The following is a 19,318-nucleotide window of genomic DNA, read 5'->3' on the forward strand; positions in this document are numbered from 1 at the left end:
CCCGAACCGGGAGGACGGGAGTGGGCGGGGGTCAACACTAGGCCGCGCCGGGGTAAACCCGGGGCCGGGTCAGCCGGTGGCCGAGCCGAGGACCAGCTGGACGCTGCGCTCCTTGCCGCCCCGCTTCAGCGTGAGCGCCAGCTTGTCGCCGGGACGGTGGCTGCGGATGCGCACGATCAGTTCCTCGCCGCTGTGCACCCGCTTGCCGTCGATGGCGGTGATCACGTCGCCGGGCTCGATGCCGGCCTTGGCGCCGGGGCCGTTCGGGGTGATGGAGTCCCCGTCGCCCTCGCCCTCCGGGCTCACCTGGGCGCCGTCGCCGTCGTACTGCAGGTTGATGCTGACACCGATCACCGGATGGGTGGCCTTGCCGTTGTTGATCAGCTGCTCGGCGACCCGCTTCGCCTGGTTGACGGGGATCGCGAAGCCCAGGCCGATGCTGCCGCCCTGGCTGCCGTTGCCGAAGGGGTCGGAGTTGCTGTCGGCCGAGCGGATGGCGCTGTTGATGCCGATGACCAGGCCCCGGGAGTCCACCAGCGGGCCGCCGGAGTTGCCCGGGTTGATCGGGGCGTCGGTCTGGATGGCGTCGACGTAGCTGACGTCGCTGCCCTCGGTCTCGCCGCCCGCGGTGATCGGGCGCTGGGTGGCGCTGATGATGCCCGAGGTCACGGTGCCCTCCAGGCCGTACGGGGCACCGATGGCGACCACCGGGTCGCCCACCTGGGCCGCGTCGGAGTCGCCGAGGGTGACCGGGCGCAGGCCCTTGACGCCGGTGACCTGGATGACTGCCAGGTCGTAGCCGGTGTCGCGGCCGACGATCTTCGCGGTCCGGATCTGGCCGCCGTTGAAGGTCACCGAGATGGTGCCGCTCTTGGCGACGGTCTCCACGACGTGGTTGTTGGTGAGGATGTGGCCGTCGTCGTCCAGCACGAAACCGGTGCCGGTGCCCTCTCCGCTGTCGCCCTTGACGTGGATGTAGACCACGCCCGGCAGGACCTTGGCGGCGATGCCCGCGACGCTGTCCGGGGCGCGTTTGCCGGCCTCGCCGGGTGCGGAGGCCTGGGGCAGGGTCACCCGCTCCGATCCGCCGTCCCGCGCCGCATAGGCGCCCAGGACGCCGCCGAGGCCGCCCGCGGCCAGCGTGAGGGCGATCAGGACGGCGGCCAGCGGGCCGCGGCGGCGCCCGGTCGCGGGGGCGGCGGGCAGGGGCCCCGGGGCCGCCCAGGGGTCGTAGCGGTGCCACTGGCCGACCGAGAGCGGCGGCGGGACCGGTCCCGCGCCCGGCGCCGAGGTGGGCGGCGGCCCGGGAGGCAGCGGAGGCACGGCGGGCGGCGCGGTGTCCGCCGGACGGGTGACGGGAGGGGCGGGCGCCCAGGGCCCGGGCTCACCGTAGGGCGGGGTGTCGTACGGGTCGGAGCCGTGCCGCGGCACAGCGTCCTCCGGGGCCTGCGGGGAGGGCGTGGCAGGCGCGGCGTGCGCCTCCGGCGGAGCCGGTGTCACCGGCTCCGGGCGGCTCCACCACTTCGGCCCGGCGGCCTTCCCCTGGTCCACAGTGCTCCCCTACGACGACCTGTCCTCCCTGGATTGAACCAGGAGTCGGCGCCGCCCGCAGCCGCCCGCTCAGCGGCTGACGGGGAAGGTGCCCAGGAGGGGGGTGGCCGTGCCGGCGGGAACAGGCGCGACCGACGCGTCCGGCGAGGCCGGCGTCCCGGTGGCGGACGCGGGCGGCGGGGCGGACGACCGGCGTTCCGATGCCGGCAGGGAACGCGCGACGGCCGCGGGGTCGATCCGGCCCATGGACGACGGCGAGGTCAGCGCGAAGGGCCGTGCGCCGTTGACGGGGTGCAGGAGGTCGTCGGTGGGCCTGGCCCACACGTCGGCGGCCGGGCGGGCGGACTGCTGCGAGCTCAGCGGGGTCACCGCGGCGCCCGTCTCGTCCATGCCGGGATCCGCGGCGCCGTCCAGCGGGAGCGCGCCGCCGAGGGCGATGGCCGCCATGGAGAACGCGCCGGCCGCGGCCGCGAAGGCGAATCGCCGCCGGCCGCGGGCCGCGGAGCCCGTCGGGCCCGGCGCACCGGGGGTGGCGGGGCGCGCCGTCTCGTGGATCCGGAAGCCCCGGGACGCCGACGCCGACAGCGGCAGCGCGAACTCCTCGCGGGCCTTGCCGAACAGGTCGCCGTTCAGCCGTTCGCCGCCGAGGCTGGCAGCCTGCATCAACCCGCCGTCGAAGGGCCCGCTGGTGCCGTCGCCGTCACCCGCGGGCAGTTCCTGGAGGCGGGCCAGCAGGCCCGCCGAGAGGGCGGGTGGTGCGGAGGCGGCGATCGCGTCCTTCATACGGCGCTGCTCGTCCGCGGCGTCCTTGCACTCGGTGCAGGTCGCCAGGTGCGCCAGCACCCGGTCGCGGGCGTCGTCCTGGAGCTCGCCGTCGACGAAGGCGGCGAGATGGTCCCCGAGGTGCTGCTCGGCGCAGAGCAGATGCCGGCTGCGGGTATTGCTCACGTGCCCCCGCCCTCCAGGGCCGCCCGGCCCGTGGTCAGGACGGGTGCCCGGCCCGGACGGGCGGCGGGCGCCCGGTGCTCCAGCGCCTTGCGCAGGTGGGACCGGCCGCGGTGGATACGGCTGCGCACGGTGCCGAGCTTGACGCCGAGCGTCGCCGCGATCTCCTCGTAGGACAGGCCCTCGATGTCGCAGAGCACGACCGCGGCGCGGAACTCCGGCGCCAGGGTGTCCAGCGCCTGCTGGATGTCGGCGTCGAAGTGCGTGTCCGCGAAGTGCTGCGCGGGGGACGGCTCACGGCTGGGCAGGCGCTCGGCCGCGTCGTCGCCCAGGGCGTCGAAGCGGATGCGCTGGCGGCGCCGGACCATGTCCAGGAAGAGGTTGGTGGTGATGCGGTGCAGCCAGCCCTCGAAGGTGCCGGGCGTGTACGTCGACAGCGAACGGAAGACCCTGACGAAGACCTCCTGCGTGAGGTCCTCGGCGTCGTGCTGGTTGCCCGTCAGGCGGTAGGCGAGACGGTAGACCCGCGCGCTGTGGGTACTGACGATCTCCTCCCATGAGGGAGGGGTCCACGTCTGAGCACCCCCGTCGGTGGCGAAGGTCGCGTTGGCGGCCACTGTCGAGGACTCGTCTGATCGCGGACGGTCGTCAGCTGTATCGGTCACGGATTTCGGCTCGCCGGCCGACCTGCGAAAGCGCGAAAGCACTCCCCGGTGACCCGCCGCAGCCGCACCTCCCCTGTCGGCTCTGGTGGTGTCCAGTAGAGCCCCTACCATATCCACCTCGCCCGTTAGCTCCGGATAAGTGCCGAGCTCATCGCCGCGGCCCTCGTTCCCCACCATCTGTCGAACCTCCCAACGACTGGTCCCATCTCCGGGTTCCCGACCGCAACGGATACAGTCGCCGGGCGGGCTGCAACCGTCACGCGGACAGGAGAGGGCAATTACCGGGAATCGGCAGGCGAGCTGGGCGTTCGCGGACGCCTTCGTCGCCGAGGACGACGCGCTGATACGGGCCCGCGCGCGAGCCCGTGAGGCAGGGGTGCGCCCGGTCTCCCCGGGCACCGGCGCGACGCTGCGCCTGCTCGCCGCCGCCACCGACGCCAAGGCGGTCGTGGAGATCGGCACCGGCACCGGGGTCTCCGGCATCCACCTGCTGCACGGCATGCGCGCCGACGGGGTGCTGACCACCGTCGACACCGAGCCGGACCGCCAGCAACTGGCCCGCGGCGCCTACCGCGAGGCCGGCTTCGCCACCAACCGCGCCCGCTGCATCTCCGGCCGGGCGCTGGACGTGCTCCCCCGCCTCGCCGACGGCGGCTACGACCTGGTCTTCTGCGACGGCGACCGGCTGGAGTACCCGGACTACCTCGCGGAATCGCTGCGTCTGCTCAGGCCCGGCGGCCTGGTCTGCTTCGAGGGCGCCTTCGCCCAGGGCCGCGCGATGGACGCCGCCCACCAGGAGTCCGAGGTGATCCGGCTGCGCGAGCTGATGCGGACGGTCCGCGACAACCCCGCGCTCGCCCCCGTCCTGCTGCCGACGGACGACGGCCTGCTCTGCGCGGTACGGCGCGGCTGACAATTCCGGCATCCGCCCCCGCCGCCGAGCGCCCGCATTCCCGTGCGACGTGAAGCGTCCGGCCGTTCCGAAAAGAAAAACAAGCGGCCCCCGGCGCATGCGTGCTGCCGGGGGCCCAAGGCTTGGATTGGCCGGTTCAGGCGATGGCCTTCTTCAATGCCTCGCCGAGTGCATCCGCCTCGTCCGGGGTCAGCTCGACGACAAGCCGTCCGCCGCCCTCGAGCGGAACGCGCATGATGATGCTCCGCCCCTCCTTGGTCACCTCGAGCGGGCCATCACCCGTCCGCGGCTTCATGGCCGCCATGCTCGTTCCCCTTCCTGAAACCAGCTCTTCGCACACGGTGGCCCAGGCGCCACCGGACTCGAACACATTGGTTCTCGGCCATTATCCCGCATCGGGTGACCCGATGACCAACATCGGTTCCCATCCGTTCGAGAACGCGGTCCCGCAAAACCGTCCATTTCGGTGATCGCCCACTCGCGTGCGTTTGATGGACGTCACATGTTCGTGTGCGGTGATCTCCGGCATGCTGACCCCGAACGCGAGCCGCGACGAAGGGGATCACATGACGGACACCGTGCTGTACGAGGTGGGCGACGGGCTCGCCACCATCACCTTGAACCGCCCCGACGCGATGAACGCGCTGAACGTCGGGACCAAGGTCGCCCTGCGCGACGCCCTGCAGACCGCGGGCGCCGACCGGGCCGTGCGGGCGGTGCTCCTGACGGCGACCGGCAAGGCCTTCTGCGTGGGCCAGGACCTCAAGGAGCACATCTCGATCATCGAGGCGGGCGGCGGTTCCTCGATGTCCACGGTTCGCGAGCACTACAACCCGATCGTCACGGCCATCGCGACGATGCCCAAGCCCGTCGTCGCCGGGATCAACGGCGTCGCGGCGGGCGCGGGGGCGGGCTTCGCCTTCGCCTGCGACTACCGCGTGGCCGCGGACACCGCGAAGTTCAACACCTCCTTCGTCGGCGTCGCGCTGACCGCCGACTCCGGCGCCTCCTGGACGCTGCCCCGGCTCGTCGGCCGCAGCCGCGCCGCCGACCTGCTGCTCTTCCCGCGGATCGTGCCCGCGCAGGAGGCGTACGAGCTCGGCATCGTCAACCGGCTCGTCCCGGCGGCCGACCTGGCCGCCGTCGCCGCGGAGGTGGCCCGCGGCCTCGCCGAGGGCCCCACGGTCGCCTACGCCGCGGTCAAGGCGTCCCTGGCGTACGGCGAGGACCACTCGCTGATCGAGAGCCTGGCCAAGGAGGACGAGCTGCAGACCCTGGCGGGCGCCTCCGAGGACCACCGGATCGCGGTCGAGGCGTTCCTCAAGAAGGACAAGCCCCACTACCTGGGGCGCTGAGGCCTCCGGCGGCCTGCTGCCGCGCGCCCTCAGGGGCGCGCGAAGCAGCCGGCCAGATGGTCGTCCACCAGCCCGCAGGCCTGCATCAGCGCGTAGGCGGTGGTGGGGCCGACGAAGCGGAAACCGCGCTTCTTGAGGTCCTTGGCCAGGGCGGTGGACTCCGCCGTGACGGCCGGTACGTCCGCGGTGGTGCGGGGCGCGGGCCGCGTGGCGGGATCGGGCGCGTACGACCACACGAGGGCGTCCAGGCCGCCCTCGTACGCCGTGCGCAGTTCGAGCGTGGCCCGGGCGTTGGAGATCGCCGCGTCGATCTTGGCGCGGTTGCGGATGATGCCGGTGTCGGCGAGCAGCCGCTCGCGGTCCTCGTCGGTGAACGCGGCCACGGCGTCCGGCGAGAAGCCCGCGAACGCCTTCCGGAAGCCCTCGCGGCGGCGCAGGATCGTGATCCACGACAGCCCCGACTGGAAGGCCTCCAGGCACACCCGCTCGAAGAGCGGGGCCTCGCCGTGCACCGGGCGGCCCCACTCGGTGTCGTGGTACTCCCGGTAGTCCGCGAAGGCCTCGGTCTCCAGTCCCCAGGGGCAGCGCGCCTTGCCGTCCGCCCCGACGACCGCACCGCTCATCGCTCTCCCCCGGGCCCGCTGGGCTCGCGGGCGGCCTCCTCCGCGTCCTGCGCGGCGTCCTTGACCAGCGAGGGGCCGCCGAACGCGGTGGCGTGCGCCCCGGCGAGCGCGGCCTCCAGGTCGGCGATGTGCGCGTCGCGCTGGGCGAGTTCCGCGGCCAGCCGGTCCAGCACGTCGTCGACGTCGAGCATGCGGTAGCCGCGCACGGCCACCGGCAGCCGCAGCTGCTCTATGTCGGCGCGCCCCACCGGGCGCTCCTGGGGCAGCCGGTCGTCCAACCGGTCCGGCTCCACGTCACGAAGCCCCCCGCCGTCGCCGAGCACCGCGAGGGCCACCGCGGCGACCACCGCGACCAGCGCGATGAGCAAGAACCAGAACAAGACCTCTCCCGGGGTCGGCCCGACCTGTACGGCACGATCGTGCCACGCCGCGCCGTGCGCGCGGCGCGCGGTCGGCGACTATCTTCGGTCGGCGGATCACATTTCGAGGAGACGGGCACGACATGCTGAGGCTGGGCACACGGGAATTCGGCGAGCACGAGCCCGTGATCATGGCGATCGTGAACCGGACGCCGGACTCGTTCTACGACCAGGGCGCCACTTTCAGCGACGAGCCCGCCCTGGCGCGCGTGGCGCAGGCCGTGGCCGAGGGCGCCGCGATCATCGACATCGGCGGCGTCAAGGCGGGCCCGGGCGCGGAGGTGTCTGCGCAGGAGGAGATCCGGCGCACGGCCGACTTCGTCGCCGAGGTGCGGCGGCGCCACCCCGACGTCGTCATCAGCGTGGACACCTGGCGGCACGAGGTCGGCGAGGCCGTCTGCGCGGCCGGCGCGGACCTGCTGAACGACGCGTGGGGCGGGGTCGACCCCCGCCTCGCCGAGGTCGCGGCCGCGCACGGCGCCGGCCTGGTGTGCACGCACGCGGGCGGCGCCCGGCCGCGCACCCGGCCGCACCGCGTGGGCTACGACGACGTGATGGCGGACATCCTGAAGGTCACCGTGGGGCTCGCGGAACGCGCGGTCGCCCTCGGGGTGCGGCGGGACGCCGTCCTCATCGACCCCGGGCACGACTTCGGCAAGAACACCCGGCACTCACTGGAGGCGACCCGGCGCCTGCCGGAGATGACGGCGACGGGGTGGCCGGTGCTGGTCTCGCTGTCCAACAAGGACTTCGTCGGCGAGACGCTGGACCGGCCGGTCAAGGAACGGCTGCTGGGCACCTTGGCGACGACGGCGGTGTCGGCGTGGCTGGGCGCGCAGGTGTACCGCGTGCACGAGGTCGCCGAGACCCGGCAGGTGCTCGACATGGTCGCCTCCATCGCCGGCCGCCGCCCGCCGGCGGTCGCCCGCCGCGGACTGGCCTGACGGGGCCGCCCGCGCCGCGCCGTGCCGCGGGCACGCGCCCGACGCCAGGACGCCCTGGAGCGGGCCCGTGCCGCGGGTCGCCGCACACGCAACGGCCCGGGGTGAGGCGGCTGCCGCGGCTGAGCGGGTGCGGCGGCGGCACCACGGGGAGGGCCTCCCGCACAGCGGCCTCCTCCCCCGGTCCCGGGACGCCGGGGCCGGAGGTCGACACCGGCGCGCGGCCGTCCGTTCGGGAGCGGGGCGTCCGGCTAGTCCCCGCTCTCCTTCGTCACCAGGGCGACGGCCTCGTCCACGTCGTCGGTCAGGTGCAGCAGCTCCAGGTCCACCGGGGACGCCTTGCCCTGGTGGACGACGGTCTCCCGGACCCAGTCGACCAGGCCCCGCCAGTACGCGGTGCCGAACAGGACGATGGGGAACTGCGTGACCTTGCGGGTCTGCACGAGGGTGAGGGCCTCGAAGAGCTCGTCGAGCGTGCCGAAGCCGCCGGGCAGCACGATGAAGCCGGAGGCGTACTTCACGAACATCGTCTTGCGGACGAAGAAGTAGCGGAAGTTCACGCCGATGTCGACGTAGGGGTTGAGCCCCTGCTCGAAGGGCAGCTCGATGCCGAGCCCCACCGAGACGCCGCCGGCCTCGCACGCGCCGCGGTTGGCCGCCTCCATGGCGCCGGGGCCGCCTCCGGTGATGACGGCGAAGCCGGCCTCCGCCAGGGCGCGGCCGATGCGGACGCCGGTCTCGTACTCCGGTGCGCCCTCGGGTGTGCGGGCGGAGCCGAAGACGCTGACGGCACGGCCGAGTTCGGCCAGGGCGCCGAAGCCCTCGACGAACTCGGACTGGATGCGCATCACGCGCCAGGGATCGCCGTGCACCCAGTCCGACGGGCCGCGGGTGTCCAGCAGCCGCTGGTCGGTGGTGGACTTCTGCACCTGGCCCCGGCGGCGCACCACCGGGCCGGTGTGGCGCTCGGGCCAGTCACGGCCCGTGGAGCTGCCCTCCGCCGCCGCCGTCTCGGCCGCCGCCGCCTCCTCCGCGTCACGGTCCATGTCGCGCTCCTTTCGCTGCGTCCCCCCGGTCCGGTCAGGGTACGCACGCGCCCACCGCAGGGATCAAGAACGCGCCGCTTAACAGCTCGTTACACCAGCCAGGCGCGCAGTTTCCGTTCCGCCTCCAGGACGGCCGCGACGGCGACGTGCTCCTCGCGGGTGTGGGCGAGCCGGGGGTCGCCGGGGCCGTAGTTCACGGCGGGGACGCCGAGCGCGGAGAAGCGGGCGACGTCGGTCCAGGCGTCCTTGGGGGCGGGTTCGGTGCCGATGGCCGCCACGAAGGCCGCCGCGGCGGGGTGGGACAGGCCCGGCAGGGCGCCCGGGGCGCTGTCGGTGAGCAGCACGTCGAAGCCCTCGAAGACCTCGCGGACGTGGGCGAATGCCTCGGCCTCCGAACGGTCGGGGGCGAAGCGGAAGTTGACGATCACCGCGCAGAAGTCGGGGATGACGTTGCCGGCGTGGCCGCCCTCGATCATGACGGCGTTGAGGCCCTCGTGGTAGGTCAGTCCGTCGATGACGGCCCGCCGGGGCTCGTACGCGGCGAGCCGGGCGAGGATCGGCGCGGCCTTGTGGATGGCGTTCTCGCCGAGCCAGCTGCGGGCGGAGTGGGCGCGGCGGCCGGTGGTCTCGACGCGGACCCGCAAGGTGCCCTGGCAGCCGCCCTCGACCTTGGCGTCGGTGGGCTCCAGCAGGACCGCGAAGTCGCCCTCGAGCCAGTCGGGGTGGTGCTCGGCCAGCCGCCGCAGCCCGTTGCGCTCCGCCTCGATCTCCTCGGCGTCGTAGAAGACGAAGGTGAGGTCGCGGTTGGGCTCGGGGAGGGTGGCGGCGAGGCGCAGCTGGACGGCGACGCCGGACTTCATGTCGGAGGTGCCGCAGCCCCACAGGATGCCGTCGTCGTCCAGCCGGGAGGGCACGTTGTCGGCGATGGGCACGGTGTCCAGGTGCCCCGCGAGCACGACCCGCTCGGCGCGCCCCAGGCGGGTGCGGGCGACCACCGCGTCGCGGTCGCGGTCGACGGTGAGGTGCGGCAGGGCGCGCAGTGCCGCCTCGACGGCGTCGGCCAGCGGCTTCTCCTGGAGGCTGACGGAGGGGATGTCGACGAGCTGCGCCGTCACCGCGGCGGCGTCCTGACTGAGATCGAGCACGGGCCGTTCCATGGCGCCGACCTTACCGGGGGACGAATGCCGGGGGCGGCACAGCCGCCTTCGGTACGGTGTGCGCGTGCCGAAGCCGACGTCGTCGTCCCGCCCCGCCGTGCGCGCCCCCAAAAAGCGCCGGCGGGCCCCGCGCCTGGTCACCTCCTCGCTGGTGCTGCTGGGGGTCGCGGGCTACGCGGCCTACCACTTCGGGGTGATCGGCGGTCCCGGGGCTGTGGAGTGCACGGTGACCGCCGAGGGCGGCACCCTGCGGCTGGAGCCGCAGCAGGCCGCCAACGCGTCCACGATCGCCGCCGTGGCCAGTTCCCGCGGGCTGCCGGAGCGGGCGGTGGCGATAGCGCTGGCGACGTCGATGCAGGAGTCCGCGCTGCGCAACATCAACCACGGCGACCGCGACTCGATGGGCCTGTTCCAGCAGCGCCCCTCGCAGGGCTGGGGCACGGCGGCGCAGATCATGGACCCGGTCTACGCCTCGAACGAGTTCTTCGACGGCCTGGTGAAGATCGAGGGCTATTCGCGGCTGCCGCTCACCGTGGCCGCGCAGCGGGTGCAGAAGAGCGGCTACCCGCAGGCGTACGCCAAGCACGAGGCCGACGCGGCGCTGCTGGCCGCCGCCCTGACGGGCCGTCACGGCGCGGCACTGACCTGCACGACGGCGGACGGCGAGCGGGCCGCCACCGGCGGGGACCCCGCGAAGGTACGGGCCCGTCTGGTGCGGGAGTTCGGCCCGGAGGTGGCCCCGCGGACGCTCGCGGCCCGCGGCGCCGGGAGCGACGCCAAGAACGCCGACACTCCCGAGCGTGCCGGGGCCGGTCCCCAACAGTCCCCGGACCGGCGGACGGTGGCGGTGCCGTCCGCACCGGCCGGCAGCGGGGCGCGGGGCGGCGATGCCCGGCGCGGCTGGGAACTGGCGCAGTGGGCGGTGGCGCACGCGGACGAACTGAAGGTCGAGAAAGTGGCGTTCGCGCACCAGGAGTGGTCCGCGGCGGCCTCCGGCAAGGGCTGGACGAAATCGAATAGCGCCGGTTCCGGTGCCGTTGCGGAAGACGTGCGCATCACCGTCGCGCAATAGTGCGGGCATTCACCCCCAGGCGGGTCGCTTGTACGCCAAACCCATCAGATGGGAAACCGTCGTGGCGAAGCGTCAAAACTCCTTCTGAGGACGGGCTGTGACGTTTCGTCGGCGCAGCTCACAACGCCCGAATTGCTCCGCTTTACCTGACGCCGTAACGCGCCGCATTACCAACTCTTTACCTTGGGCGGCCGCAACCTTCGGGGCCCCTCACGCGGTAGTCACGACGTCCGCCCCGCGGACATGTCACGCCGTAACTGTCGTCTCTCCGTAAAAGGAGCACCATGTCTCTCCCCCTCACGCGTCGGATCGCCCGGGCCGCCCTGCTGGTCGGCGCGGCCGCGGCTCCCCTCATCGGTGCCGGTGCCGCGTCCGCAGCCGAGCTGCCTCAGGTCGGCGACCTGGGTGGGCTGACCAACGTGGACAAGGCCCCGGAACTCGCCGGCACGGTCACGAACGCCGCCCAGGACTCCGGCGCGGTGAAGGCCGTCCAGCAGACCGTGCCCGCCGCGGCGCGCACCGTCGCCGGCCTCGGCAAGACGGCCCAGCCGGCCGTCAGCGGCGTCGCCACGAAGGCGGCGGGCACCATCGGCGGCGCCGCCGTCGAGGTCGGCAAGCGCGCCGGCAAGACCGGTCTGCCGCTGCAGAGCCTGCCCACCACCGACCAGCTTCCCCTCAAGGGGCTTCCCCTCGGCGGCTGACCCCCACAGCCGCACCGGAAGGGCCCGGAGAGCCTCGGCTCCCCGGGCCCTTCGGGCTGTTCCGGGACGGATCAGGCGGTCAGCCGGCGCACGGCGGCCGCGACCCGCTCGTCGGTGGCCGTGAAGGCGATCCGCACGAACCGCTCGCCGGCCTCGCCGTAGAAGTCGCCCGGCGCCACCAGGATGCCGCGCTTGGACAGGTCGGCGACCGTGTCCCAGCCCGACTCGTCGCGCGTGGCCCACAGGTAGAGGCTGGCCTCGCTGTGCTCGATGCGGAAACCGGCCGCCTCGAACGCCGTGCGCAGCGCGGCCCGGCGCCGCGCGTAGCGCTCGCGCTGCCCGGCCACATGGGCGTCGTCGCCGAGGGCCGCGATGGTGGCGGCCTGCACCGGGGCGGGCGTCATCATGCCGCCGTGCTTGCGGATCTGCAGCAGCTCGCCCAGCACGGCCGGGTCGCCCAGCAGGAAGGCCGACCGGTACCCGGCGAGGTTGGAGCGCTTGGACAGCGAGTGGACGGCGACGATGCCCTCGTACGAGCCGCCGCAGACGTCCGGGTGGAGCACCGAGACCGGGTCGGCCTCCCAGCCCAGTTCGAGGTAGCACTCGTCGCTGAAGACCAGCACGCCGTGCTCGCGCGCCCAGGCCACCGCCCGGCGCAGCTCGTCCTTGCCGAGCACCCGCCCGGTGGGGTTGGAGGGGCTGTTGAGCCACAGCAGCCGCAGGCCCGCCGGGTCGAGCTCGGTCGGCTCGTCGTAGACGACCGGCTCGGCACCCGCGAGGCGCGCGCCGACCTCGTAGGTCGGGTAGGCCAGCCGCGGGTACGCGACCTTGTCGCCCGCGCCCAGGCCCAGCTGCGTCGGCAGCCAGGCGACCAGCTCCTTGGAGCCGACCACCGGCAGCACATGGGTGTCCCCCAGGTCCGCGGCGCCGAGCCGGCGCCCCGCCCAGCCGGTGATGGCGGCCCGCAGCTCGGGAGTGCCCCACACCGTGGGGTAACCGGGGCTGTCGGAGGCCTCGCTCAGCGCGCGGCGGACGATGTGGGGAACCGGGTCGACGGGAGTGCCCACCGACAGGTCGACGATGCCGCCGGCGTGCGCGGCGGCCGTGGCCTTGTACGGCTCCAGCCGGTCCCACGGGAAGACGGGGAGTCTGGACGAGACGGGCTGCGCCACGCTGGTGCTCACTTTCCGTTACCGAACGGCCCGGAGGCCTCTAAACACGGCGGCCCCGCACGGCGGTGTGCCGTGCGGGACCGCCCACAACTGTCGGGGTCACTCGCCCTGCGGCGGCAGAGCGGCGATGAAGGGGTGGTCGCGCTCGATCAGCCCGAGCTTGGAGGCACCACCGGGCGAACCGAGCTCGTCGAAGAACTCGACGTTCGCCTTGTAGTAGTCCTTCCACTCCTCCGGGGTGTCATCCTCGTAGAAGATGGCCTCCACCGGGCAGACCGGCTCACAGGCTCCGCAGTCGACGCATTCGTCCGGGTGGATGTACAAGGACCGCTGGCCCTCGTAGATGCAGTCGACCGGGCACTCCTCGATGCACGCCTTGTCCTTGACGTCGACACAAGGCTGCGCGATGACGTAGGTCACGCTGTCGTTCCTCCTCGATAGGGCTGTCTCGCGCGGGAGCGCGGCGTCGTCGATGCCCGCACCTAGTATCTCCGTTCTTGGGCGGCAGACGAACAGGAGGGGCGGTCATGAGCATGGATTTCACCGCCGGAGCCCGGGCGGACGTACGGATAACCCCCTCTGACGTGGGCAAACGCGTGTCAACCCGCCGTATCGCCGAGATCGTCGGCGGACGCCCCGTGTTCACCGACGCGGTAGGGGTTCTCACATCGTGGGACGAGGGCGAACTGGTCGTCACCCGCAGGGACGGCGCGGCCGTCCGCATCGCGGAACGCCTGCTCGTCGCGGCCAAGATCGTGCCCGACACGCCCGCCCGGCGCGGCGCGCGGGCCCCCCGCGCGACGGCCCGCGAACTCCAGGAGAGCGCCGCGCGCTGCTGGCCCGCGCCCGAGACCGCACGGCTCGGCACCTGGACCCTCCGCGCCGCCGGCGGCTTCACCCGGCGCGCCAACTCCGCGCTGCCGCTCGGCGAACCGGGCATGCCCGCCCCGGCCGCCGCCGAGGCGGTGGCCCACTGGTACCGCGAACGCGGCCTGCCCGCGTACATCCAGGTCGGCGACGACGCCCTCGCGGACACCCTCGACGGCCTCGGCTGGACCGCCGAGGGCCATGCCCTGCTGCGCACCGCCCCGCTGGCACCGCTCGCGGACCTGCCCGGCGCCGAACACGTGCGGCTGGCCCGCGAACCGGACACCGGATGGCTCGCCCGCTACCACCGCACCGGCGGACTCGGTGACGCGGCCCTCGCCGTGCTCACCGGCGGCCCCTCCGTGTGGCTCGCGAGCGTCCCCGGCACCGCGGGCGGCCCGCCCGCCGCCATCGGGCGGTGCGCGGTCGACGGACGCTGGGCGTCCTTCGCCGCCGTCGAGACCGGCCCCGCCCTGCGCCGCACCGGGCTGGCCACGGCCGTCGTCGCGGCCCTCGCCCGCAAGGCGCTGGACGAGGGCGCCTCGGGCGCGTACCTCCAGGTCGAGGCGGACAACGACGGCGCCCGCGCACTCTGGGACCGGCTGGGCTTCGTCACCCACCACGCCTACCACTACCGGCGCGGACCGCGCCCGGCCGACGGTTAGGAGCGACGGCATGGACGACATGCTCCGGCGGCGCTTCGCCGAGGCCGCCCGCGACCCGCGCCCGGACCTGGCGACGCTCTGCCTGCTCATCGGCGAGGAGGCCGACCCCGACCTCGGCGAGGCGGGAACGGACGCCGCGCAGATCGAACTCGACCGGCTCGCCGGGCTCCTGCCGTACGGGCTGACCCGCCCCGCCGACTGGGCCGCCGCCACCGCGGCGCTGCTCGGCGGCCGGCTCGGCTTGCGCGGCACACCCGCGGACTACCAGCGGCTGGACTCCTCCCTGCTGCACGAAGTGCTGCGACGGCGGCGCGGCCTGCCCATCCTGCTCTCCGTGGTGTGGATCGAGGTCGCCCGCCGGGCCGGTGCCCCGGTCTACGGCGTCGCCCTCCCCGGCCACTTCGTCGTCGGCTTCGGCGACCCGGCCGGCGCGTTCGTGCTGGCCGACCCCTTCAACGGCGGCCGCCCCCTCGGCGACGAGGACGTCCGCCTCCTCGTGGCCGGCGCCACCGGCTCAGGCCTGTCCCCCGCGATGCTCAGCCCGGCCGACCCGCTCGACATCGTGCTGCGCGTCCTGAACAACATCCGCGCCTGGGCCGACGCCCGCCCCGAGCACCTCGCGGTGCAGCTGTGGGCCGTGGAGCTCGCGCTGCTGCTGCCCCACCATCCGGCGCGGCTGCGCCAGGAGCATGCGCAGCTGCTGGTGCGGGCGGGGGAGTTCGCGCGGGGCGCGGCGGAGATGGAGGCTTACGCGGACGCCCTCGAGGGGGCCGAGCCGGCCATGGCGGGGGCGTTGCGTCATCAGGCCCGGGCTGCCCGTGCGCGCCTCAACTGACGTTGTGGACCTGGGTCTTTTCCCCGCCCGCCCGTGTGCCCTGTGAAGTCTGGGCGCCCCGACGCAAGTGGTGTGGGGGCCGGGTCCGGGGCCTCCGGGGCTGCACGTCCTGGACTGGATATTTACGTGCATTTCCAGCACCCACCATTGTTCGCCCCAGATACCGCACACAAATATGCCGAACGTCCAGCACATCCACCCTCCCCCAGCTACCGCTGGGAGGTGCCCCCAACTCCCCCGCCCCCTCCGTGAGCTCTCGCGCCTGATCCCCGGTGGGGGGTGAGAAGGCGGCCGTGGCCCGGGCCGCAGTCAGCGCGACGGAATCGGCTGCGGAGGAACGGCCGCCAGCCTTCGGCCTGGGCCCCTGACACCCCGGCCCCTCTGGTCTCCGTGCCTGGTCCTTGGTGGGGGTGTGAGAAGGCGGTCGTGGCCCGGGCAGCCATTGGTGCAGCGCAGTTCTCCCCCAGCCTTCGGCGGGAGGTGTTCCCGCCCCCGCTTCCTCAGGCGAGCGCGCCTGAGCGGCGCACCGCAGTCGCCTGCGTGCATGTTTCCCGGGCGTTGGCGATCCGGCGCGGTCCGGGCGCCCACGCGGTACGGCCGCGCTGCGCCAACGACGGCTTGAGCACGGACCGCCCCCCACACCCCCACCGGGGATCAGGCGCGGGACGAGACGGAGGGGGCGGGGGAGTTGGGGGCACCTCCCAGCGGTAGCTGGGGGAGGGTGGCGTTCTGGACTGTGGAGCATATTTGGGTGCACAACCCGGAGTGCTCAAGGCGGGTGCCTGAGGCACCTAAATGTGCTGTCCAGAATGGCAGCCCCGGAGGCCCCGCACCCGGCCCCCCGACAACGCGCGTCGGGGCGCCCAGACTTCACAGGGCACACGGGAGGGAGGGCGGGTGAAAAAGAGTCAGAGCCAGCCGCGCTCGAGGGCGACCCGGACCGCCTCCGCCCGATTCCGCGCCCCCGCCTTCTGCATCGCGGTCGACAAATAATTCCGCACCGTCCCCTCGGAGAGATGCAGTCGCCGCGCGATCTCCGCGTTGACCGAGCCGTCGGCCGCCGCCCGCAGGACGTCGCGCTCGCGGGCGGTGAGGGGGTCGGCGCCCTCGCTGAGGGCGGCCGCGGCGAGGGCGGGGTCGATGACCTTCTCGCCGCGCAGGACGGCGCGCACCGCGTCCGCGAGCCGCGCCGCGGGGGCGTCCTTGACCAGGAAGGCGTCGGCGCCGGCCTCCATGGCGCGCCGCAGGTAGCCGGGGCGGCCGAAGGTGGTGACGATGACGACGCGCACGTGCGGCAGTTCGGCCCGCAGCGCGGCGGCCGCGTCGAGGCCCGTCATGGTGCCGGGCATCTCGATGTCGAGCAGCGCGACGTCCGGCCGGGCCTCCAGCGCGGCGGCCACGATCTCGTCGCCCGCGGCGACCTGCGCGACGACCTCGATGTCAGCCTCCAGCCCCAGCAGGGCGGCCAGCGCCTCGCGCACCATCGACTGGTCCTCCGCCAGCAGCACCCGGATCATGGGCGGCAGCGTAGCCCGCCGGGACGAACGCGCGGAGGGTGAAGCCGCGTCCGCCCTCGGTCTCCAGGCGGCCGCCGGCCAGTGCGAGGCGTTCCTCCAGCCCTGTGAGGCCGTTGCCGGGCCCGGCGTCGCCGGGGCCGTGCCCGTCGTCGGAGACGGTCAGGCACACCGTTGCGCCGTCCTCGCCGACGCGGACGGCGCAGCGCCGGGCGCCGCTGTGCCGTACGACGTTGGTGACCGCTTCGCGCAGGGCCCAGGCCAGCGCGCCCTCCGTGTCGGGGGTGAGGGGGGCGGTGGCCTCGGCGGGGAGGTCGGCGTGGATGCCGGCCGTCCGCAGGGCGCCGCGGGCGGCGACCAGTTCGTCGGCGAGGCTGGGCCGCCGGTAGCCGGTGACGGCCTCGCGGACGTCGACGAGGGCCTGGCGGCTGACCCGCTCGATGTCGGCGACCTGCGCGGCGGCGTCGCCGGGCCGGTCGGGCAGCATCCGTCCGGCGAGTTCGCTCTTGAGGGTGATCAGGGACAGCGAGTGCCCCAGCAGGTCGTGCAGATCGCGGGCGAGCCGCAGCCGTTCCTCGGTCGCGGCCAGTTGCGCGACGGCCTGGCGGGCCTCGCGCAGTTCCCGGGTGGTGCGGACCAGTTGCCGTACGCCGGTCATGGCGAAGCCGCCGAGCATGCACGGCACGAGCAGGGAGACCAGCGTGATGCCGTTCACGCCGACCGTCGCGGCGCACAGGGCGAGCGCGGCGGTGGCCAGGGGGATCGCCCAGCGTGCCTGGCGGAGGGGCAGGACGGCGCCGCAGGCCACCGACAGGTAGACGAAGAGCACGAGGAACGCGCTGCCGAGGGTCAGCCCCAGCACGAGAGCGAGCGCGCCGAGCAGCCCCAGCACCCCGTACGCCCAGGGCGGCTGCCGTTCGGCGTTGGTCCGCCGGAAGACCAGTCCGAGGTAGAGCGTGACGTAGGCGGCGAGCCCGGCCCACCCCAGGACGGTGCCGGGCAGGGCGTGGCCGCCGTCGGCCAGGTCGCTGACGGGGGAGCCCAGGTAGAGCATCCACATCGCGATCCAGATCAGCTTCACGACCGCCTGCCGGCGGTTCTCCGGCGCCCGGCCGATCGCCGTGTTGTCGAGGTCCGCCACGGCGTCTTCCTCTCCGTCGTTCTTCCAGGGCCCGTCGCGGGGGTCAGGCCTTCGCGGTGTCCTTGCGGTACATCCAAGCGGCTGTGCCCGCGAAGAGCACCAGGTAGACCACGAGCACCGCCACGTCGCGCGGGTGCGGCGCGTGGCCGAGCTCGACGGCCTGACCGAGCGCGGCGTACGGGCGGGCCGGGAGCACGTCCGCGATGCGCCGCAGCCAGCCCGGGAAGGAGCTGTACGGCATCCACAGGCCGCCGAGCAGCGCCGTCCCGAAGTAGGCGATCATGGCGACCGGGCGGGCCACGTCGGCGGTGGCGACGTAGCCGATGGCCACGCCCAGCGCGGCGAAGACGAAGCTGCCGGCCCAGCTGGTCAGCAGCACGCCGCCCCACTGCCAGGCGTCCAGCCGTACGCCCTTGACGGCCGCGCCCGCGATGAGGACGAGGACGATGGAGGGCAGGCTGACGGTGGCGGCCGAGGCGATCTTCGCCAGGACGTAGCCGCGGCCGGGCAGGGCGGTCAGCCGCAGCTGCCGGACCCAGCCCTTGTCGCGTTCGCGGGCGATGCGCTCGGAGTTGCCCATGAGCACGGCGGTCATGGCGCCGAAGGCGCACATCGCGACCATGTAGTACGTGACCAGGGTGTTGTTCTGACCGGCCGTCAGGATCAGGAAGAGCAGCACCGGGTAGAGCACCGAGAAGAACATGAACTTGCGGTTGCGCAGCACGCGCAGGATCTCCAGCGTGACCAGCGTCCTCATCGGGCCGCCACCTCCTCGTCCTTGGACCTGTCCGCTGTGGCGGCCGTGATGGCCAGGAAGGCCTGCTCCAGGCCGAGTCCGGCGACCTCCAGGTGCCGGGGGTAGAGCCCGGCGGCGTAGACGGCGTGCACGGTCGCGTCGGCGTCCGTGGAGCGCAGGCGCACGGTGCGGCCGGTCACCTCGGCCGCCGTGACGCCGGGCAGGGCGAGCAGTGCCGCCTCGTCCCACGCGTCGTCGAGGTCGAAGACGATCCGCCGGGCGCCGGCACGGGCCTTGATCTCCGCGGCGGTGCCGTCGGCCAACAGCCGGCCGCCCTGGAGGACGAGCACGCGGTCGGCGACCGCGTCGGCCTCCTCCAGGTAGTGGGTGGCGAAGAGCACGGTGCGGCCCTGCCGCACCTGGCCGCGCATGGCGTCCCAGAAGGCCTGGCGCGCGGAGACGTCCATGCCGGTGGTGGGCTCGTCCAGGACCAGCAGGTCGCTCACCCCGGCGGTCGCCATGGCGAAGCGCACCCGCTGCTCCTGGCCGCCGGAGAGCTTGTTGACCTTGCGGTCGGTGATCGCGTCCAGGCCCGCGCCGGAGAGCACCTCGGCGACGGGTCGCGGGCGCGGGTGCAGATCGCAGGCGAGCCGCACGATCTCCCGGACGGTGACGTCCTCCATGAGGCCGCCGCTCTGCAGCATGGCGCCGACCAGCCCCTCGGAGATCGCCCGGCGCGGTGTGCGGCCGAAGAGCTCGACGGTGCCGGAGTCGGGGGTGCGCAGGCCCAGCAGCAGGTCCAGCGCGGTGGACTTGCCGGCGCCGTTGGGGCCGAGGAGGGCGACGGTCTCGCCCGGGTGGAGGGTCAGGGTCAGGTCGTCGACGGCCCGTACCGGGCCGAAGTTCTTCGTCACGTGCGTGAACGCGATGGCGGTCATGGCCTCAGACTCGCCGGTGCGGGGCCCCGCCCGGCAGTGCCGGGCGTCCCGTTCCGCGCATG

The 19,318-nt window shown here is 73.8% G+C and carries 21 protein-coding genes; 7 read left to right on the plus strand and 14 right to left on the minus strand.

Annotated features, from left to right (window positions below; all coding sequences use genetic code 11):
• Positions 1-69: 69 nt before the first annotated feature.
• From ABZ883_RS19285 to sigE, 3 genes are all read right to left on the minus strand, one after another.
• On the minus strand, positions 70-1,551 hold the full coding sequence (locus ABZ883_RS19285; RefSeq protein ID WP_360907366.1) for a trypsin-like peptidase domain-containing protein: 1,482 nt from the start codon (positions 1,549-1,551) through the stop codon (positions 70-72).
• Positions 1,552-1,620: 69 nt separating this feature from the next.
• Positions 1,621-2,499, minus strand: coding sequence for a zf-HC2 domain-containing protein (locus ABZ883_RS19290; RefSeq protein ID WP_360907368.1), 879 nt, complete (start codon positions 2,497-2,499; stop codon positions 1,621-1,623).
• On the minus strand, positions 2,496-3,272 hold the full coding sequence (sigE, locus tag ABZ883_RS19295) for an RNA polymerase sigma factor SigE (protein WP_360907370.1): 777 nt from the start codon (positions 3,270-3,272) through the stop codon (positions 2,496-2,498). The genes ABZ883_RS19290 and sigE overlap by 4 nt, the downstream gene beginning before the upstream one ends.
• 136 nt (positions 3,273-3,408) lie before the next feature.
• Between sigE and ABZ883_RS19300 the strand changes: the two genes are divergently transcribed.
• Positions 3,409-4,074, plus strand: a complete 666-nt coding sequence (locus ABZ883_RS19300; RefSeq protein WP_360907446.1) for an O-methyltransferase — start codon at positions 3,409-3,411, stop codon at positions 4,072-4,074.
• 136 nt (positions 4,075-4,210) lie between these two features.
• Here the strand turns inward: ABZ883_RS19300 and ABZ883_RS19305 are convergent, their stop codons facing one another.
• Positions 4,211-4,378 carry a DUF3117 domain-containing protein gene (locus ABZ883_RS19305; protein WP_018561471.1) on the minus strand — a complete coding sequence of 56 codons (168 nt, stop codon included), beginning with the start codon at positions 4,376-4,378 and terminating at the stop codon, positions 4,211-4,213.
• A 262-nt stretch (positions 4,379-4,640) separates the two neighbouring features.
• Between ABZ883_RS19305 and ABZ883_RS19310 the strand changes: the two genes are divergently transcribed.
• Complete coding sequence (locus tag ABZ883_RS19310; RefSeq protein ID WP_360907372.1) at positions 4,641-5,429, plus strand: enoyl-CoA hydratase-related protein; 789 nt, start codon at positions 4,641-4,643, stop codon at positions 5,427-5,429.
• Between the two features lie 29 nt (positions 5,430-5,458).
• Here ABZ883_RS19310 and ABZ883_RS19315 read toward each other — a convergent pair whose 3' ends face one another.
• Positions 5,459-6,052: a DNA-3-methyladenine glycosylase I gene (locus ABZ883_RS19315; protein ID WP_360907374.1), complete on the minus strand. Its 594-nt coding sequence runs from the start codon at positions 6,050-6,052 to the stop codon at positions 5,459-5,461.
• Positions 6,049-6,432 (minus strand): DivIVA domain-containing protein, encoded by a 384-nt coding sequence (locus ABZ883_RS19320; protein WP_360907376.1) that lies wholly within the window; start codon positions 6,430-6,432, stop codon positions 6,049-6,051. Before ABZ883_RS19320 ends, ABZ883_RS19315 begins: the two co-directional genes overlap by 4 nt.
• A 122-nt stretch (positions 6,433-6,554) precedes the next feature.
• Between ABZ883_RS19320 and folP the strand changes: the two genes are divergently transcribed.
• Positions 6,555-7,415, plus strand: a complete 861-nt coding sequence (gene folP / locus ABZ883_RS19325; protein ID WP_360907378.1) for a dihydropteroate synthase — start codon at positions 6,555-6,557, stop codon at positions 7,413-7,415.
• Between the two features lie 248 nt (positions 7,416-7,663).
• On the opposite strand, the gene ABZ883_RS19330 is transcribed toward folP, so the two are convergent.
• A complete protein-coding gene (locus ABZ883_RS19330) occupies positions 7,664-8,458 on the minus strand; it encodes a TIGR00730 family Rossman fold protein (protein ID WP_360907380.1) in 795 nt (264 codons plus the stop codon).
• An 89-nt stretch (positions 8,459-8,547) separates the two neighbouring features.
• Positions 8,548-9,615 carry a succinyl-diaminopimelate desuccinylase gene (gene dapE, locus ABZ883_RS19335; protein ID WP_360907382.1) on the minus strand — a complete coding sequence of 356 codons (1,068 nt, stop codon included), beginning with the start codon at positions 9,613-9,615 and terminating at the stop codon, positions 8,548-8,550.
• A gap of 64 nt (positions 9,616-9,679) precedes the next feature.
• Between dapE and ABZ883_RS19340 the strand changes: the two genes are divergently transcribed.
• Positions 9,680-10,687, plus strand: coding sequence for a heavy metal transporter (locus ABZ883_RS19340; protein ID WP_360907384.1), 1,008 nt, complete (start codon positions 9,680-9,682; stop codon positions 10,685-10,687).
• 284 nt (positions 10,688-10,971) lie between these two features.
• Positions 10,972-11,388 (plus strand): ATP-binding protein, encoded by a 417-nt coding sequence (locus ABZ883_RS19345; RefSeq protein ID WP_360907385.1) that lies wholly within the window; start codon positions 10,972-10,974, stop codon positions 11,386-11,388.
• A gap of 71 nt (positions 11,389-11,459) precedes the next feature.
• Here the strand turns inward: ABZ883_RS19345 and dapC are convergent, their stop codons facing one another.
• On the minus strand, positions 11,460-12,572 hold the full coding sequence (gene dapC, locus ABZ883_RS19350) for a succinyldiaminopimelate transaminase (RefSeq protein ID WP_360907387.1): 1,113 nt from the start codon (positions 12,570-12,572) through the stop codon (positions 11,460-11,462).
• 87 nt (positions 12,573-12,659) lie between these two features.
• Positions 12,660-12,980 carry a ferredoxin gene (fdxA, locus tag ABZ883_RS19355; RefSeq protein ID WP_018561461.1) on the minus strand — a complete coding sequence of 107 codons (321 nt, stop codon included), beginning with the start codon at positions 12,978-12,980 and terminating at the stop codon, positions 12,660-12,662.
• A gap of 113 nt (positions 12,981-13,093) precedes the next feature.
• Here fdxA and ABZ883_RS19360 point away from each other — a divergent pair, with 113 nt between their 5' ends.
• Together ABZ883_RS19360 and ABZ883_RS19365 are read left to right on the plus strand one after the other, a co-directional pair.
• On the plus strand, positions 13,094-14,092 hold the full coding sequence (locus ABZ883_RS19360) for a GNAT family N-acetyltransferase (protein WP_360907448.1): 999 nt from the start codon (positions 13,094-13,096) through the stop codon (positions 14,090-14,092).
• 10 nt (positions 14,093-14,102) lie between these two features.
• Positions 14,103-14,927 carry a transglutaminase-like domain-containing protein gene (locus ABZ883_RS19365; protein WP_360907389.1) on the plus strand — a complete coding sequence of 275 codons (825 nt, stop codon included), beginning with the start codon at positions 14,103-14,105 and terminating at the stop codon, positions 14,925-14,927.
• 908 nt (positions 14,928-15,835) lie between these two features.
• Here ABZ883_RS19365 and ABZ883_RS19370 read toward each other — a convergent pair.
• The 4 genes from ABZ883_RS19370 to ABZ883_RS19385 are packed head-to-tail and all read right to left on the minus strand — an operon-like array spanning position 15,836 to position 19,256.
• Complete coding sequence (locus ABZ883_RS19370) at positions 15,836-16,444, minus strand: response regulator transcription factor (protein WP_360907391.1); 609 nt, start codon at positions 16,442-16,444, stop codon at positions 15,836-15,838.
• Positions 16,368-17,582 carry a sensor histidine kinase gene (locus tag ABZ883_RS19375; RefSeq protein ID WP_360907393.1) on the minus strand — a complete coding sequence of 405 codons (1,215 nt, stop codon included), beginning with the start codon at positions 17,580-17,582 and terminating at the stop codon, positions 16,368-16,370. Before ABZ883_RS19375 ends, ABZ883_RS19370 begins: the two co-directional genes overlap by 77 nt.
• A 43-nt stretch (positions 17,583-17,625) precedes the next feature.
• Positions 17,626-18,339, minus strand: coding sequence for an ABC transporter permease (locus tag ABZ883_RS19380; protein ID WP_360907395.1), 714 nt, complete (start codon positions 18,337-18,339; stop codon positions 17,626-17,628).
• The gene (locus ABZ883_RS19385; protein WP_360907397.1) at positions 18,336-19,256 is read right to left on the minus strand and encodes an ABC transporter ATP-binding protein; all 921 of its coding nucleotides are present in this window, start codon (positions 19,254-19,256) and stop codon (positions 18,336-18,338) included. Before ABZ883_RS19385 ends, ABZ883_RS19380 begins: the two co-directional genes overlap by 4 nt.
• Between the last annotated feature and the right edge of the window lie 62 nt (positions 19,257-19,318).

It is taken from the genome of Streptomyces sp. NPDC046977, from assembly GCF_040644455.1.
GTDB lineage: Bacteria > Actinomycetota > Actinomycetes > Streptomycetales > Streptomycetaceae > Actinacidiphila.

Excerpts from the sequence above, each read along its gene's own strand:
- sigE (WP_360907370.1), bottom strand. The coding sequence starts at position 3,272 with ATGGTAGGGGCTCTACTGGACACCACCAGAGCCGACAGGGGAGGTGCG.
- ABZ883_RS19305 (WP_018561471.1), bottom strand. The coding sequence starts at position 4,378 with ATGGCGGCCATGAAGCCGCGGACGGGTGATGGCCCGCTCGAGGTGACC.
- ABZ883_RS19310 (WP_360907372.1), top strand. The coding sequence starts at position 4,641 with ATGACGGACACCGTGCTGTACGAGGTGGGCGACGGGCTCGCCACCATC.
- ABZ883_RS19315 (WP_360907374.1), bottom strand. The coding sequence starts at position 6,052 with ATGAGCGGTGCGGTCGTCGGGGCGGACGGCAAGGCGCGCTGCCCCTGG.
- folP (WP_360907378.1), top strand. The coding sequence starts at position 6,555 with ATGCTGAGGCTGGGCACACGGGAATTCGGCGAGCACGAGCCCGTGATC.
- ABZ883_RS19330 (WP_360907380.1), bottom strand. The coding sequence starts at position 8,458 with ATGGACCGTGACGCGGAGGAGGCGGCGGCGGCCGAGACGGCGGCGGCG.
- dapE (WP_360907382.1), bottom strand. The coding sequence starts at position 9,615 with ATGGAACGGCCCGTGCTCGATCTCAGTCAGGACGCCGCCGCGGTGACG.
- ABZ883_RS19345 (WP_360907385.1), top strand. The coding sequence starts at position 10,972 with ATGTCTCTCCCCCTCACGCGTCGGATCGCCCGGGCCGCCCTGCTGGTC.
- ABZ883_RS19360 (WP_360907448.1), top strand. The coding sequence starts at position 13,094 with ATGGATTTCACCGCCGGAGCCCGGGCGGACGTACGGATAACCCCCTCT.
- ABZ883_RS19365 (WP_360907389.1), top strand. The coding sequence starts at position 14,103 with ATGGACGACATGCTCCGGCGGCGCTTCGCCGAGGCCGCCCGCGACCCG.
- ABZ883_RS19370 (WP_360907391.1), bottom strand. The coding sequence starts at position 16,444 with ATGATCCGGGTGCTGCTGGCGGAGGACCAGTCGATGGTGCGCGAGGCG.
- ABZ883_RS19380 (WP_360907395.1), bottom strand. The coding sequence starts at position 18,339 with ATGAGGACGCTGGTCACGCTGGAGATCCTGCGCGTGCTGCGCAACCGC.
- ABZ883_RS19385 (WP_360907397.1), bottom strand. The coding sequence starts at position 19,256 with ATGACCGCCATCGCGTTCACGCACGTGACGAAGAACTTCGGCCCGGTA.